12 protein-coding genes are annotated in these 16,001 nt (G+C 49.2%); 4 read left to right on the top strand and 8 right to left on the bottom strand.

Annotated elements, in window-relative coordinates; translation table 11 throughout:
* The first annotated feature begins 12 nt into the window (after positions 1-12).
* Positions 13-594 carry a flavin reductase family protein gene (locus ACYQ2L_RS05300; RefSeq protein WP_460052058.1) on the top strand — a complete coding sequence of 194 codons (582 nt, stop codon included), beginning with the start codon at positions 13-15 and terminating at the stop codon, positions 592-594.
* 93 nt (positions 595-687) lie between these two features.
* Here ACYQ2L_RS05300 and ACYQ2L_RS05305 read toward each other — a convergent pair whose 3' ends face one another.
* The 4 genes from ACYQ2L_RS05305 to ACYQ2L_RS05320 all read right to left on the bottom strand — a co-directional run bounded on the left by ACYQ2L_RS05305 (position 688) and on the right by ACYQ2L_RS05320 (position 8,274).
* The gene (locus ACYQ2L_RS05305) at positions 688-1,080 is read right to left on the bottom strand and encodes an ectoine synthase (RefSeq protein WP_460052060.1); all 393 of its coding nucleotides are present in this window, start codon (positions 1,078-1,080) and stop codon (positions 688-690) included.
* A 164-nt stretch (positions 1,081-1,244) separates the two neighbouring features.
* Positions 1,245-2,561: a diaminobutyrate--2-oxoglutarate transaminase gene (ectB, locus tag ACYQ2L_RS05310; protein ID WP_460052063.1), complete on the bottom strand. Its 1,317-nt coding sequence runs from the start codon at positions 2,559-2,561 to the stop codon at positions 1,245-1,247.
* A gap of 60 nt (positions 2,562-2,621) precedes the next feature.
* Entirely contained in the window at positions 2,622-3,113 is a 492-nt protein-coding gene (gene ectA / locus ACYQ2L_RS05315) for a diaminobutyrate acetyltransferase (protein ID WP_460052067.1), read from the bottom strand.
* Positions 3,114-3,237: 124 nt separating this feature from the next.
* A complete protein-coding gene (locus tag ACYQ2L_RS05320) occupies positions 3,238-8,274 on the bottom strand; it encodes a fibronectin type III domain-containing protein (protein WP_460052072.1) in 5,037 nt (1,678 codons plus the stop codon).
* Between the two features lie 162 nt (positions 8,275-8,436).
* Between ACYQ2L_RS05320 and hisF the strand changes: the two genes are divergently transcribed.
* On the top strand, positions 8,437-9,198 hold the full coding sequence (gene hisF, locus ACYQ2L_RS05325; RefSeq protein WP_460052075.1) for an imidazole glycerol phosphate synthase subunit HisF: 762 nt from the start codon (positions 8,437-8,439) through the stop codon (positions 9,196-9,198).
* A 37-nt stretch (positions 9,199-9,235) separates the two neighbouring features.
* Here the strand turns inward: hisF and ACYQ2L_RS05330 are convergent, their stop codons facing one another.
* Genes ACYQ2L_RS05330 through ACYQ2L_RS05340 form a run of 3 tightly spaced genes read right to left on the bottom strand, consistent with a single transcriptional unit; the run spans position 9,236 to position 11,968 of the window.
* Positions 9,236-10,237, bottom strand: a complete 1,002-nt coding sequence (locus ACYQ2L_RS05330; RefSeq protein WP_460052077.1) for an ABC transporter ATP-binding protein — start codon at positions 10,235-10,237, stop codon at positions 9,236-9,238.
* A gap of 25 nt (positions 10,238-10,262) precedes the next feature.
* Entirely contained in the window at positions 10,263-11,093 is an 831-nt protein-coding gene (locus ACYQ2L_RS05335) for an ABC transporter permease (protein ID WP_460052080.1), read from the bottom strand.
* Positions 11,094-11,095: 2 nt separating this feature from the next.
* Positions 11,096-11,968, bottom strand: coding sequence for an ABC-2 family transporter protein (locus ACYQ2L_RS05340; protein ID WP_460052082.1), 873 nt, complete (start codon positions 11,966-11,968; stop codon positions 11,096-11,098).
* Between the two features lie 180 nt (positions 11,969-12,148).
* On the opposite strand from ACYQ2L_RS05340, the gene ACYQ2L_RS05345 reads away from it, so the two are divergent.
* Together ACYQ2L_RS05345 and ACYQ2L_RS05350 are read left to right on the top strand one after the other, a co-directional pair.
* A complete protein-coding gene (locus ACYQ2L_RS05345) occupies positions 12,149-13,060 on the top strand; it encodes a sulfurtransferase (RefSeq protein ID WP_460052086.1) in 912 nt (303 codons plus the stop codon).
* Positions 13,061-13,075: 15 nt separating this feature from the next.
* Entirely contained in the window at positions 13,076-15,232 is a 2,157-nt protein-coding gene (locus ACYQ2L_RS05350; RefSeq protein WP_460052090.1) for a YeeE/YedE thiosulfate transporter family protein, read from the top strand.
* Here ACYQ2L_RS05350 and ACYQ2L_RS05355 read toward each other — a convergent pair.
* Complete coding sequence (locus ACYQ2L_RS05355) at positions 15,171-15,863, bottom strand: HAD family hydrolase (protein ID WP_460052094.1); 693 nt, start codon at positions 15,861-15,863, stop codon at positions 15,171-15,173. The genes ACYQ2L_RS05350 and ACYQ2L_RS05355 overlap by 62 nt on opposite strands.
* Positions 15,864-16,001 lie beyond the last annotated feature (138 nt).

Below are 16,001 nucleotides of genomic sequence, written 5' to 3' on the forward strand. Positions count from 1 at the left end.
ACGGAGACGAGCATGAATAAAATACAGGCCGGCGCCTTCATCCCACTTCCCGCAGCACCAATCGTAATAATCGGCACCCTCGTCGATGGAAAACCAAACTACACCACCATAGCATTCGTCAGCGGACTCAATGTCGAGCCCCCCATAATCGGAATCAGTCTCAACAGCCGCCACCACAGCAGCAAAGGCATTCGGGATCATGGCTGCTTCAGCCTCAACTTCCCCGCCAGCACACACATTGAGGAAACCGACTGCTGCGGCCTCGTCAGCGGCCGCAATATGAATAAAGCCAGCCTCTTCACCAGCTTCTACGGCCAGCTTGAAAAAGCTCCCATGATCGAGGAATTCCCGATCAACTGTGAATGCATGTTCACCGGCCAGATGATTCCCTTCGCTGCCGACACTTTCTATGCCGCCGAAATCAGACAGGTCTACATAAGCCCGGAAATTGCCGGCCCCGGCGACATCATCGACATGGACAGCTTCACCCCCCTCTGCTTCTCAAGCCTCGGCAACACCTATCACGCCCTCGGGCCAAGCATCGGGAAAGCCTGGGACAGCGGGAAGGCCACAATAAAGAAAATCAAACGCTGAACCAGACCTCCTGCCCCGCAGACCATCAGCACCAAAAAAAAAGCGGCCCACAATCGGACCGCTCTCATCACCTGACATCACCTGAAAAAAACATCAATCCTCTTCAATCAGCGGGTACACCCCGTTCTCGTCATGCACCTCACGCCCCGTAATCGGCGGATTAAACACGCAAACCATCCGCATATCACCCTTCAGCGCGCGCAGCAGATGTTTCTCGTGCCCGCTCAGCGCATAAACCGTACCCGGCTTGATCTCGTAGGTCACATTATTATCCAGATCCTCGACCTCACCCTCACCCTCAATGCAGTATACCGCCTCAAGATGATTCTTGTACCAGATGTAGGTCTCGGTCCCCTCACGGATAATCGTATCATGCAGTGAAAACCCGAAGCCATCCTTGCGCAGCAAGAGCCGCCGGCTCACCCAGTTCCCACCGTCAATCTCGTTTTCAGATCCAATCACATCATCAAGTTTTACCGTAAACATAAAATTCCTCTTTCGCTCTCTCATCAATATCCACGCTGATTCGTGCAGCGGCGTCCCCGCCGCTCCCCACGTGGAGTCATACGCCGGCGTCCGCATCCGCGGCCGCTTCATCACGACCCGGCCGGGTTATGCCCAGCCAGGCAACAGCCGTCACATCCGGTAGATTACAGGTTGGCATTCACCTCGGCAACAGCCTCTTTCAGCAGACCCAGTCCCCGTTTCAGACCCTCATCGCTGATCGTAATCGGAGGAAAAAGCTTGGCGACTTCACTGTTGGGACCGGAAGTCTCCATGATCAGGCGCCTGTCAAATGCTGCCCGGCAGACATCCTTGGCAGTACCATTGGCATTACATACCAGACCCTGCATGAATCCACGACCGCGATGCTCTGCCTTCAGCTTGGGATTATCCTCACAGATCTCGTCGAGTGCCTTATCAATTATTTTTTCCTGACGGCGTATCTTCTTGGTCAGACTGTCATCCTTCCAGAAATTCAGGGTTTCGGTAGCCGTAACAAAGGCCAGATTATTTCCACGGAAGGTACCATTGTGCTCTCCCGGACCGAATGCATCGTGCTCAGGTTTTATAAGGGTAAGCGCCATCGGCAGACCGTAGCCGCTGATTGACTTTGAAATACAGATAATATCCGGGCTGATACCCGCTTCCTCGAAGCTGAAAAAGGTACCAGTACGTCCGCAGCCAGCCTGAATATCATCCACAATCAGCATAATATCCCAGCGGCGGCAGAGATCCTCAAGATCGCGGATCCAGGCCAGACTGGCCACATTAATACCGCCTTCACCCTGAACCGTCTCAAGAATAATTGCCGCAGGAAGATCAACACCACTGCCGTTATCCTTCAGGAAGTGTTCCATGTAGGCCAGGGTGTCCATTTCATTGCTCATGTAATTGGCATAGGGCATCGCCACGGAATTAGTCAGCGGCAAACCAGCACCTGTACGCTTGAAGGCATTTCCGGTAATCGCCAGTGAACCCAGGGTCATTCCATGATAAGCGTTCGTGAAGGAAATAACCGAATCGCGGTTCTTTACTTTACGGGCCAGCTTCAAGGCGCTCTCGACTGCATTGGTGCCGGTCGGTCCCGGGAACATAACGCGGTAATCCATAAGACGCGGCTTTAGAATTATGTCCTGAAATCCCTCCAGGAATTCCTTCTTGGCATCGGTGGCCATATCCAGACTGTGCGCAATCCCGTCACGCATTATGTATTCCACAAGCTTCTTCTGCAGATCAGGGTTATTATGTCCGTAGTTCAAAGCCCCCGCACCGGAGAAAAAGTCGACATATTCATTGCCATCAGCATCCCACATAAGATGCTCTTTGGCTTTGGTGAAAAGTATCGGAAAATTTCGGATATAGCTGCGAACCTCGGATTCCAGGGTTTCAAAAATCCCCAGATCCGTAGCATCGTGCTTCAAGCTTGGACATTCCTCATTTGTATTCTCTGTTTTGGTACTCATTGAGTCCTCCTGTTTCGTTTCTTTTTTCTTTTTTATTCTGTATTTTTATTCTGTATTATATTATAGCACAAATGGGCCGACACGATATCGGTCTTCTGCTTCATGCTCAGCTGCAGTTCCGGGAAACCATTCTGCCGGAAACAATTTCTCCGAACTGATTTCAGTATTCAGCTTTTTTGCGGCTGAGCGGAAAAGTGCCTGGCTGGCAGTATTTGACGGGGAAATAGTAGCTTCTATATAGCGGATCTCACCGGGAGGCTGCAGGTGAAGTAGTTCTTTCATCATAGTGCCGGCGATTCCCTGACCACGAAAATCAGAATCAACAGCTACCTGCCATACAAAAAGGGCCGAAAGGTCCTTTGGCGGGCGAAATCCAATAATAAATCCAGCCAGTTTCCCGCTGGACTCATCTTCAGCCACAATACAGCTGTCGGAGAAATACTGCCCCATCATGAGGTAGCAGTAACTGGAGTTGAGATCGAGAACGCCGGAATCACGCACAATGCGCCAGATTTCTGCGCCATCCTCTGCTGTCGGGTGTCTATAATTCATACGTGTTCAATTATATAGTACTCTAATCATCTTCGCCAAGGGGGGCATGGATAGTCAGAAATCATGGACCCAGATTACAGAAGGCCTGGAATTATATATCCTTCCCGGCCCGGTTCCCAGTAACTCAAAAGCGGCGTACTGGACGGACCCTGTACTGAATGTCCTTTGTTGCAGCACCGAGATTTCCGGCTGGATTAAGATTCAAGGCATCTGTGTCTGCATCCCAATCATTATCCTCGGTAGAAGTCCAATATGTTTCCTCAGAAAGAATTCCAAGCCCCGGCACCCCAAGAACGGTATACATCTCATCCATTTCGTCAAAGGATGGCATAAACCAGTCACTGAATCCCTGTGAGGCATAGGAATCTGCTGCAAATGCCGCTTCTCCATCCATCTGCAATGAATTCACAATTGCAGCAGTATTTGCTGGACCGGCTCCAATTCCTTTTTCAGTACCTACAGCTGTTGGCGTAGGATTTATATCCCATACCAGCCAGGCTCCTTCATCTGCATCCTCCGGGGCAGCTTCAAGATACAACCAACCGTCAGCAGCCGTTGAGGGCTCACTGATCCGATAATCCGGATTCAGGTAGTAAATGTAACCTCCACCAGGTCCATCACTTCCGAGCAGCGACAGTGCTGCATCATTATACTGATGCGCGCCAATGCTCACATACGCCTCACCGCTGGGATTCGGGCGTGGATTTCCATTTATGTCAGTATCTACCACTGCGACAAAGTCGGGAACGCCACCGGTAATAATTATTTCAGGCGTATTGAGTGAATCAATTCCGTACCAGGCAGGATCCTCTATCTGATCCTCTATCAACATCGGATTAATTTGCATGTTGCCTGCGGCATAAGGAGATTCGTTCAGACTATTTAGATCATCAGCTACATTCCAGAATGCATTAGCAGCTATAACAGGCTCGGGGGCACCGTAGTTCAAGGCATTCAGAGTTGATTGCCCACCTCCGGAAATCATAATATTGTTGACCACAACACTTTCCTCTGCTTCCGAAGACAGTACAAGCAAATTACTTGCCCCTGAACTGTCATTGTATGTATCTGCAAACACCAGAGTGTTTTGCAATACCTGGACATCAGGAATTTCTACCCGAACAGCACTTGTACCCTCTGAGGCATTACCATAGAGTTCGATAATATTATTAGCAACTATTGCACCTGCACTACCTTCTCCTGTCAATCGAACAGCAGCATTAATACCCCACCACGGATCTATCGCTGCACCTGCAACACGTATCCTGTTCCCGACTATTTCGGGTGCAGAAATTTGCGGAGCCTCACCAACGCTCAATCGAATAGTCCCTGTACCGTTTGTTGCGGCCGAGTCAAATCGGTTATTTTCAATCCGTGCTGATTTCAACGGGAAATCCAGATCGATCGAACGAAAATATGACAAGGCACCTGCATCAGCAGCATTCAGTATGATTTCGTTATCAGAAAAAATAAAATTGGTGTTTTCATGTGCAGTATTGGCCGCTGGCCCACCGACCGTATGCAGATACGCAATGTTTCCGACATCCACTACATGAAAAACCGATCCGCTTACCGACAGATTCCTCTCTGCAGTATCATCATTACTTGCTCCGCCAATATGCAGGAACCACACAGTATTGTTTCCTTCCGGACCATCAAGCACGAACTCGGAATTACTTATGTCCAGCACCGCACCACTGCCGGTGAAGTTAACCAGCCGGGTTGTATTCGAACCACTGTCGGCAACAAATCTTGTATTGTTCACAGACACATTCTGAATACCAGGAACAGTAAATATATCCTGGATTATGAGTCCATGAGACTCGCCGGTGCCGGTACCGCCTGTTGTCCGGACCTCGCTGTTCGAAAGGCTAACTGTTCCGCGCAGAACCCGTAAGGCAGATCTATTGGCGGCAGTATTGTCAGGAGTCTGAAACAAAATACCATCAAAGCTTAGCTCTACATCAGGGTCGCTGATTATCCAGTTGAATTGGCTGGCACCTGAATGAGTAAATACCGTTCCGGGAGGACCAAGGGTTCTCGTAGAAAAATCCGGATTATCGTAGCTTCCGTAAATACTGAAATCAGGGCTACCTTCAGCAACCTGAACCGAGTCCACTCCGTACTGCCCCGAAGTCACACGTATTACCCCTCCCTCCTGTATCTGGGACATAGCCTGTGTGACAGTCGAGAGTGGGTAGCTCAGACTTCCCCGATTCAGATCATTCCCGCTTGCTGCATCTACATAGACGTTGGTCACTGCCGGTCCGTTCGCTTCAAACTCAACTGCTCCAATACTGGTAATAGCCGATCGGGCGTTGCCGAAGAGATCAGTCTGTACTGCTGCAATCCGATCTGTTCCAGTGCTGAGTGCATCCGGGGTATCGCCTGTAGAGGCATACCATTCCGGATCCCCGAAGCTGGCAGTCAGATCAAAAACCGGGTTGACGGAAATATTTCCATTTGCCCAGGTTTCGGTATTCAGAACTTCCAGCTGCAACAAACCGCCCCCATAAAGAATACTGTCGCTGTTAAAAAAGATATTATTATTATGATTCGCAGGCTCCCCACTGCCGGTGGCATAATGTACTGCAAACTCATTACCATCACCATTACCGTATATTACATTGCCGGAAAAACTACTTCCCTGCGCTGTCTCGAAATACACCAGACTGCCGATTATGTTCTGATTTCTATTCACAATCGTGTTGTGATATATTCTGACATTTTCAGCTTCGGCTCCGGCATGAATGACATACAGATCTGCCATATTGGTGGCAGCGCCTTCCTGTGCAATTATATTGTTGGTAATCAGGGCAGTTCGCCCGACATACACCCCCGTAGCAAGGGTTGTATCAGAATCAGCACCTGAAAGGAGCCTGATCAGGTTGGCATCTACATCTGCGGTACCCGTTCCTGCTATATATACAGCTGTATAGTCGGAAACCCCGCCATCAGTCATCTCTATGGTATTACCCTGCACAAGCACATCACCGTCACCAAGGATTCGTATACCATAGACCGTGGAAGACCCTTCATTTCGGTGCCCATTGATTACATTCCCCAACAGTGATATATCCAGACTTCCTTCTGAAAGTATGCTGTCCAGCGTCATAGCGGCAGAAATATCAGCCGAGGAAAAATCATTATTTTCTACAACTATCGATCCGGTTCCTGATTCCCCAGGTGTGACATAAATATAAACCGATGGATCCGCCATATTACTGGACATACTGAATAAATTCTCTTCTCCTGCTTCGGGACCGCCAACAGTGACCTGGCCACCAAATGTACCATCAATGATTATCCCATATACCAGACCGATAGTATTCTCATTCTCACCAAGAATTACTTCACTACCATACAGCGAAAAACCGGCTGCAAATTCACTCACATATACAACAGAAGTCCCCTCTTCCTCACTGGAATCGATCAGGAGACGGGACTGGTCAATCATCACTTCAGATCCTGAGCCGACGCGTACAGCCTGCTGCACGCCGTCGCCGGCTGCCGAAGCCTGCTGTATTTCCAGGTTTTCAAGGGTTACAACTGCATCCTCAATTACAATAGTTGTCCCGGGAGCTCCATTGCGGATTGTGGTGGCTGTGTTTCCGAGATCCTGAGAAACAAACCCGGTATTCCAGCTGCCGCTGATTGTTACATTCCTGTCTATGATCAGCAGCTCTTCATATAGTGATCCACCAGCTTCAGCCGCTGCATAAATCGTATCTCCATCAACAGCCGCTGACAGTGCTGCATTGAGCGTGAGATACGGAGTACCGGCAGTCGTACCGAAATTCACATCGTCACTCCCTGTCGGCGAAACATACAGAAAAAGATCCCGTGAATCGAAGCTTCCACTGATACTGCGCTCACTTGTCGCATTGTATGCCACCAGCTCCCAGTCAAAACTAGTATCCGATTCGAGCGCTGTTACTGAATAATCGTATTCAGTGTCTGACAGATCGTCCAGTACATCATCTATAAAAGGTGCTTCTCCTGCCACAGCAAGCCTGAATTCAAAGCCCGTCGCACCAGCCGGAACCTCCCAGATGAAATCGAATTCAAGATGCGTAGGCTCTCCTGCCGGGTACAGCATAGCAAAGTCATCAATCGGAATAATTGGTGAGGCAGAAATTTCATCGGATTCGCCGAAGCTGTTGTATGCAGAAACACTGTAGGTGTACTCGGTACCCGGGGTAAAATCTATATCAGTATAGATCTCAACGCTAAAACCAACCTGATCATAGGGCTCAGCAGGGTTGTCGCTGCGGTAGATGTAGAAACCTTCAGCTACATTTGACTGATTCTCCCAGCTGATATTAATTGAAGAACCATCAAGCTGTAGCACATTTACATTAGCTGGGGCAGCAGGCGGCTGGGAAATCTGATCAGAACCGATGGTAATAGTCTTGGTGGATATCTGGTAGTCATATATCTGGACTGCTTCGATAATCCGGCCAACTACCACACCATTATTCAACAATTCAACCGTCAGATAATATGTGCCGCTGGGAATTGCATCATCCGGCACAGCAATCTGCAGGGTACCATTCGGAATATCCATATCTGTGTTGTCGCTGATTACGTTTGGCGCTGGCACAAACAGATTTAACATATCCTGGCTCCAGTAGACCTGCAGATCATCAGCCTCCTGATTCGGCCAGTTCAGGTTAAACTCAAGCCCACCCTCATTAGAGGACAGCGGGAACAGTTCTACTGCAATTGAATTTGCACCAGGGTTAAGCGTAATTTCCTGAAAGACAGATTGATATACTTCTCTGTCCTGCCCGTCAATTGCACTGACACCAAACAAATATGTCCCGATTGGAATATCATGGACTTCAATAGCATCGTAGGTAAAATCTGTTTCTAAAATTCCATCCCCATCACCGTCCGGTATAAGAATGACTCCGTATAATAGATCAGAAGCCAGGTATCCCTCGGGAAGTACAGTTCGGGCTGAAGCAGCAGGAGGACCTCCATCAACATGCACCTTTAACCGAGCCAGCTCCCCCGAAGCAGACTGTTCATGCAATTCAGTGCCTTCAGCAGTAATGAGCTTATCCTCAATCTGCAAAGAAAACGGATTTCCACATCCTGTCACCAGAATCAAGGATACAATTACCAACCCTACCTGCCTGCGAACTACCATACCCATGTGCAACCCCTTCACATATGATTGTGTATGCCTTTAAATATAGCGTTTATATTATTAAATTGCTAATAAATAGACGGAGAGGCTGCTGTATTCCTACCTAATTTTTGACACATCTTGTTTTTTTGCTTTGTTTTGAGTGGATTTCGGTTTATGCTTCTGCTCATGGAAAAAGTGTTGAGGATAATGCCCTGTCTGGACATGCAGAACGGGCGGGTTGTAAAAGGTGTACAGTTCGTAGATATCCGTGATGCCGGGGATCCAGTTGAAACAGCCCTGGCGTACTGCCAGGCCGGAGCCGATGAACTGGCCCTGCTGGACATAAGTGCAACCCATGAAGGGCGGGACACCATGCTGGATGTAGTGCAGCGGACCGCTGAGGTAGTCACTGTACCCTTCACCGTCGGCGGTGGAATTCGAGATGTGCGAAGCGCCGAGGAAGTACTCAAGGCTGGAGCAGACCGTGTATCTACCAGCAGCGCCGCCTTCAGAAAACCCGAGGTAATCGCTGAAATGATACGGGAACTCGGTAGTGACCGGGTAACAGTAGCCATAGATGCATCCATAAACCCGGCTATGCCATCCGGCTACGAGGTATATATAGACGGAGGTCGCACCGCAACCGGACATGACGCGGTGGAATGGGCAAAACAGGTCGACGGGTATGGGGCGACAGTCATCCTCCCGACATCCAAGAGCAGCGACGGGGTACGCGAAGGCTATGATCTTCCTCTCATTCGCAAGATCCGCGAAGCAGTTTCCGCTCAGGTCGTGGCTTCCGGAGGCGCTGGTAGAATGGAACACTTCGCAGAGGCCGCTGAAGCCGGCGCCGGGATCCTTCTGGCCGCATCGGTCTTTCATTTCGGCATTATCAGCATCCCGCAATTAAAGGAATACCTCAAGGAACAGGGCTACTGCGTCGGTTGATTGAATACACACTTCATCGACATACCCGGCCTGAGAATCAGCTCTTTGTATAGATAGCCTTTACAATGTCCTGCATCTGCGGCTCATTGATTCGAATGTCGCGCACCTTTCGTTTCTGCATGACGCGGTTTATAAGGTCAGCAACCTTATGGCTGTTGCGTTCGAACTTGACCAGGAGACCGCTCTCATCCCCCTGAACCTCCAGCCCCGGTGTATCAGCACTGAATATGTCTTCTACAGAGGTGTCAATTCGTTCTTCAAGCAGCTGGTCCAGCTCGAAATGAACGCTGCGCCATTTGCCGAAATTCTGCTGTAATGCATCCAGACTGCCGTCAAAGAGAATCTTACCCTCATCAATTACAATGATCCGCTTGCAGACTTCCTGTATATCCTGCAGGTCATGAGTTGTCAGAATGACCGTGGTTTTCCTCGCTGCATTAATATCTGATATGGCTCCCCGGATACGCTCCTTGACGACTATATCCAGACCGATGGTAGGCTCATCGAGAAAAAGAACCTTTGGATCATGCAGCAGGGCGGCGGCAAAATCAGCCCGCATCTTCTGACCGAGAGAAAGGTTGCGCACCGGTGTCAGGTAGAATTCATCCAGTTCAAGCAGCTCCTTGCAGAAAGCCAGATTCTCCCGATAGCGTTCCATGGGGATATCGTAGATGCGCTGAAGAATGCCGAAGGATTCCGAGACCGGCAGATCCCACCAGAGCTGTGAGCGCTGTCCGAACACAACTCCGATATTCTTTACATAGTTCCGCCGGCTCCTGAATGGATCAAGCCCGAAAACTTCACAGGTTCCGCCGGTCGGTTTGAGGATTCCTGTCATCATTTTTATGGTCGTGGATTTCCCTGCTCCATTGACTCCTATGTAGCCTACTTTTTCTCCGGCATCTATGGAAAAGCTTACCTCGTCTACTGCCTTCTTTATGCTGTATTTAGTCGAGAACAGACCCTTTACAGCACCGCTGAAGCCCTCTTGTTTTTCATAAATCTTGAATTCCTTTGAAAGATTCTCGATCCGTATCATTGCATTACTCCTTGCTGCTGCCGGATCAGGTTCCGGTAGCATTATAGCGGCGCAGACCAAGGCGCCAGATAGTCAGACTGACAGTGAGAAGGAGAAGACTCATTCCCCCTGCCATCAATAGAATAGCTGCAGAGTTTGCCCACGGAATATTCAGAATTCCGGCAATAAAATCAGGCTCTCTAATAAACCAGGTCATGGGAACCCATGTTATAAGGGCGAATGGCAGAACATAAATCAGAACGAAGCGAAGGAATCTGTTTCTGTACATGTCCAGTGGATATCTGGTGAATGAGCCGATCTCATAGGTAACCGTCATGAACTCCCCGCTGGAAACCGTCCAGAAGGCTACCGATGCCCCCAGCAGTTTCAGTGCAAAATATACAGTCAGACCGCAAACGATGAAGAACAGAAACACCAGCCAGTCCAAAGCAGCAAAGCTCAATCCAAGTCTGACAAATGCATAGACAAATATTATCCCGCCGATAATCAGCTCCCCGAAGCCGTCAAACTGAATCCGCTCCATTACAATCTGGCTGATTACTCCGAGCGGTCGGGTCAGAAACTGATTGAAACTCCCGTCCCGAATCCGCATCCAGCCAACCGTCCAGATGTTATCGTTGTACACATGATCGATCCCCTTCAGCAGCTGTGCCCAGCCGAAAAAAAGCAGCATCTCATCGAAGCTGTAGCTTCCTATCGCCTCGATCTGGGTAAAGACTGCGAACAGAACAACAAAGGAGGATACCTGCTGAAAGCCAAGAGCAATCATTCCGGAGGTAAAATCCATTTTGTATTCCATTAATGTCTTGAGCTGCTGTTTAAAGAAGGTAGCATAAATGCTGAAAAACCGCCGCATACTCAGCCTCCCCGAATGGTTATACGCAACTGGGCTCTTTTCCATGCAAACCAGGTAATACCGGAAACCACAAAGACCCAGAACAGCTGCAATGCAAGATGTGCCAGCACCATGTCTCTGCCAACAATCATGCCGGTAAAAATACCGGTCGGTGTATATGACATAGCCTGGAAGGGCAGCATATATGAGAGCCAGCCCAGCCCCAGAAAGAAATTCCTGACAAACTCACCACTTAACATGGGAATCGGAAAATTTGGCAACCCGCTGCGACCGATCTGGAAGAGCAAATTCAAGGCAATAATCTGTCCGGAAAAAAGAGCGATAATATTTTCCTTGAAAAGGAACAGCCCCCAGTAATTGGTCATCCAGAATGCCAGCAGGCCCAGGAGGAAAAAGAACACCGTAATCAGAATATAGCTCAGGAACATACTGACAATTGTTGCCAGCACCGTAAACAGAGTCAGTGCAGGAATTTCGATCAGAAACAGAATTGTTACACTTACAGGTATCAGAGCAATAAAGCCGCCCAGGGTCATTCCGATCCTTCCAGCACTTACCATGCCGAAGAAGCTGTAGGGCTTAATGAGATGCATTGCAATATTGCCGCTCTTGATTTCCTGAGCAACAAAGCCGTCCACATCCGCCATAATCAGGCGCGAGAAAATCAGACCAAAGCCCACGTATGCCAGATACTGGTCAAGTCCGATCTCCAGAAGGCTTCCACCTGAACTGGCGAAAATAGCCCTCCAGAGGTAGTACTGGACGAAGAGAATAATAAAATCATAGACAATCCAGATCAGCATGCGCACCCTGTAGGCATACATTTCCTTGATTGCATTCAGCGTAAAGCCGGAATAAGTATGAATCGGATTCATGATCAGAAGAGCATATCACTCTTATATCAGCTGTGGAATCGGTTTACCTGACTTTTCTCGGTCTATCAGCACAATTCCACCCGAATTTCCCTCTTTAATCTTGACAAAAACAATAAGGTATATTAGGAATAAGAAAAGTCATTAAGTTGACTATCCAAATAGGGTATAGGAGGTATGGATATGAGAACGAAACTACGACTCGTTCTGGCAGCTCTGCTGCTGATCGGAACCAGCGCATTTGCATCAGATTTTCTCGTGAGTACGGAATGGCTTGCAGAGAATCTCGGAAATCCATCTGTGAAGATCGTTGAGGTGAGTGTTAACCCCGGCGTCTATGAACAGGGACATATACAGGGAGCAGTAAACTTCCGCTGGCATAGCGATCTTGTTGATCCTGTTCGGCGGGACATAGTAAGCAAGGAACAATTCGAGCGATTGCTATCTGAAGCTGGAATCAGCAATGGGGACACGGTAGTCCTCTATGGTGACACCAACAACTGGTTTGCAGCCTGGGGAGCATGGATTTTCGATGTCTACGGTCATGAGGATTTCAGACTGCTCGACGGCGGCAGAAACAAGTGGACCGCAGAAAGACGCCCCTTGTCTTCAGCCGCACCAAGGAACCGTCGCACCCAGTATACAGTACGTCAGGTAAATACTGAACTTCGTGCCTTTCTACCGGATGTAGTAGATGTTGCAGAGGGACGCAGCAGCCATGACCTTGTAGACATAAGGTCAGTGAATGAATATGAAGGCCGAGTCTTCGCTCCCGCCGGGGTCCAGGAACTCTCGATTCGAGCCGGTCATGTTCCCGGAGCGGTCAATGTGGTCTGGAGTGAAGCAGTTGCTGCTGATGGTACATTCAAAAGCGCCGAAGAATTAAGAGCACTCTATGCATCAGTCGGGGTAAATGGCGATAAACCGATTATTGTATATTGCCGCATAGGTGAACGATCCAGCCACACCTGGTTTGCATTATCAAAAATCCTGGGCTACGAAGTGAAGAACTATGACGGCTCATGGACAGAATACGGAAACAGTGTTGGCGTCCCGATTACCAATCTGGCAGGAACCGTCTGGGGTGGACAATAAACCGGAGATAACAGGATGAAAATGCAGACAAAAGTCTTTTCAGGCTTTGCAAGCCGGAACAATTCCGCTGTCCAGGGAGCTGCTGCTTGTGCGGCAGCTCTTTTTGCTGGCTGGACCATTATTCAGTTAGCCCGATCAGGAGATCCACATCTTGAGGATCTTGCTTTAACAGCTCTCCTGGGTATCGGCCTTGGTATTGTTTTTCAACGAACCCGCTTCTGCATTCTCTGCATGCTGCGCGATGCCGTGACCCAGCAGAATTTCAAACCGGTTCTTGGCCTGCTTCTGACAATAGCTGTCGGGAGTGCCGGGTACCTTGTTGTATTTGGAGCATGGATTCCTGACCCGGGCGCCCGTTGGCTTCCGCCCAACGCTTTTATCGGCCCGATCGGCATACATCTTGTCATAGGTGGTCTGCTTTTCGGCCTGGGGATGGCATTGTCAGGCTCCTGTATTTCCAGCCACATGTACAGATCCGCAGAAGGCAACAGTTCATCCTGGATTACCTTGGTCAGTATTATTCCCGGTTTCATTCTCGGATACCTGAGTTGGGACTTCTGGTACCTGAATTCCATACAGCAGGGAACTGTTATCTGGCTCCCTGAACATTTCGGATACAGTGGCGCAGCCCTGCTTCAGTTTGGCGGAATTGCAGTCCTGGCAGTACTCCTGTTGAAATTTCACCGCAACCCGGTGCGTACATGGCTGAAAACCGAGCCTGAAAGCCTGACTCAACGGCTCCATGCACTTCTCAAGGAAAGATGGCCGGTAAATGCCGGCGCTGTGGCAATCGGTGGCATTGCAGTTGCTGCTTATTTCCGCTTACGCCCCCTGGGGGTGACCAGCGAGCTGTCGCGCTACTCTCGAAACATCGGTCAGAGCGCAGGTTTCCTGCAGCAGACAGTTTACCGTGGTCTCGATGCGATAGCCGGCTGCATACCACAGGAAGCAGCAGAAATTTTGAGCCAGAACGGAGTACTGATAACTGCACTTACAGCAGGAAGCCTTGTCTCCGTACTGGCTGCAGGAAAACTCAACATAAAAGGCACAAATCTATGGGGGGCATTCAGAGCTGTTACCGGAGGCATTCTTCTCGGCTATGGTGCAATGATCAGTCTTGGCTGTTCCATTGGCACCTTTCTCTCAGGAACCATGGCATTCAGCCTGTCCGGATGGTTGTTCGGAGCTGCCATGCTTGCAGGAGTGCTTGCCGGATTTCAGCTGCTCCGTCTTTTCTCCGTTGAAGCCGGTTGCTCAGTTCCATCTGGTCCGGTTATTTCCAGCCCCACTGACTTCGGCACACAATTCCCGGATACCGAAAACAGCAGATATAACCCGTCCCTCAACCTGCCGGACAGCGGATATGTAAGTCCCGCTCAACTGTCATCAGATATACACATAATAATTGATGCCGGCCGCAGCCGTGAGGAATTCACTGAAGGTCATATTCCAGGGGCCGTCTGGCTTGACTTCAGGTATGTCTACCGTCCTCAGAAAAACAGATCCGGAATGTTTGCCCTTGATTCACCAACCTCACATGACCAATCGCTTCCAGACAATTATACCTCCGGGATTGTAATTTACGACCAGGGCAATGGACAGCGTGCATCCCGTGCAGCGATTGGCCTTCATCTGGCAGGCTGGAAAAATATATCGGTTCTGAACGGAGGAATAAATTCCTGGGCAGCATACGGAAAACCACTCGAGGCTGGTTCAGGCAGTGAATGGCAGCCTCATCACCAACACATTAACCGGCAATTCGGGAATGTGCCAATAAACCTGGCAAACATAACCGGCGATCATCTACAGATGAATCTGAAAAAATCTGTAATTGTAGACACCCGGAGAATAAGTGAATATTCAGGCATAGAAAGACGCGCATCAAGAGCAGGACATATTCCCGGTGCTCTCCACTGGGAATGGAAAAGAGCCCTGCGGGACGGTTTCATGGAACTGAAGGACATAGCAGAACTTCATAAGGAATTTCTACCGATTGTCACCATGGCCCGGAAACAGGAAATTCAGCAGGTTATTTTCTACTGTCACTCAGGCCTACGGGCAAGTCACACAGCCTGGCTTTTCAGTCACATGTACCCTCAGTTTCAGACAGTTATCTACGATGCATCCTGGGAGGAATGGGGGAGGAACCGAGCTTTTCCGGTCGAGATATAAGTGCCGGCACATCCAGCAGACTATCCACCACGGTATGAGCAGCTGATAAATCCTGATCACCGGATCCGGGGTTACGGTAACCGATCACCTGCATACCCGCAGCCAGAGCAGCCTGAACACCATGCCGGGAATCCTCTATAACCAGACAGTCCTCCGGAGCAATCCCTATTTTACGGGCCGCCAGCAGAAATATATCCGGTGCCGGCTTGCTGTTTGACACATCCTCACCGCTTACTCTCAGGGGAAAGGCTTCAGTCAGACCGTATGTTTCAACTACAGCATCTATGACGGCTCGATCCGAGGAAGATGCTATTGCAGTTAATAGAGCATGCTGACGAATATATTCCAGCAACTCAACCAGACCAGGACTCAAAATATCGGAAGTATTACGGATTGCCTCCACAGTCTTCAGTTGTTGAGTTCTGATTATATCTTCTGCAGTCATAGCGATCCCGAAAGTCCTGCGCAGCTCTGCCCACATCTGCCTGTTAGCCACTCCGATGAACGGAAGTATATCAGCTTCGGAAGCGGTCGCCCCCAGGCCTGAAAGAACCTCCAGCACTACCACCATGTGCAGGGGCTCACTGTTCACAATTACTCCGTCCATATCAAAAATTACTGCTTTGATCATTCCTGACCATACCTTGGTAATTTGCCAACGGTCAATGTAGCTGCAATTTATATAATGAGAGGAAATTGCAAAATTAAGTGCAATTTCCTCCTCGCATAAGTAGCGAATACTCAAGTTGTTTTATGTAAACAACTTGAG

The organism is Spirochaeta dissipatitropha (assembly GCF_054657935.1).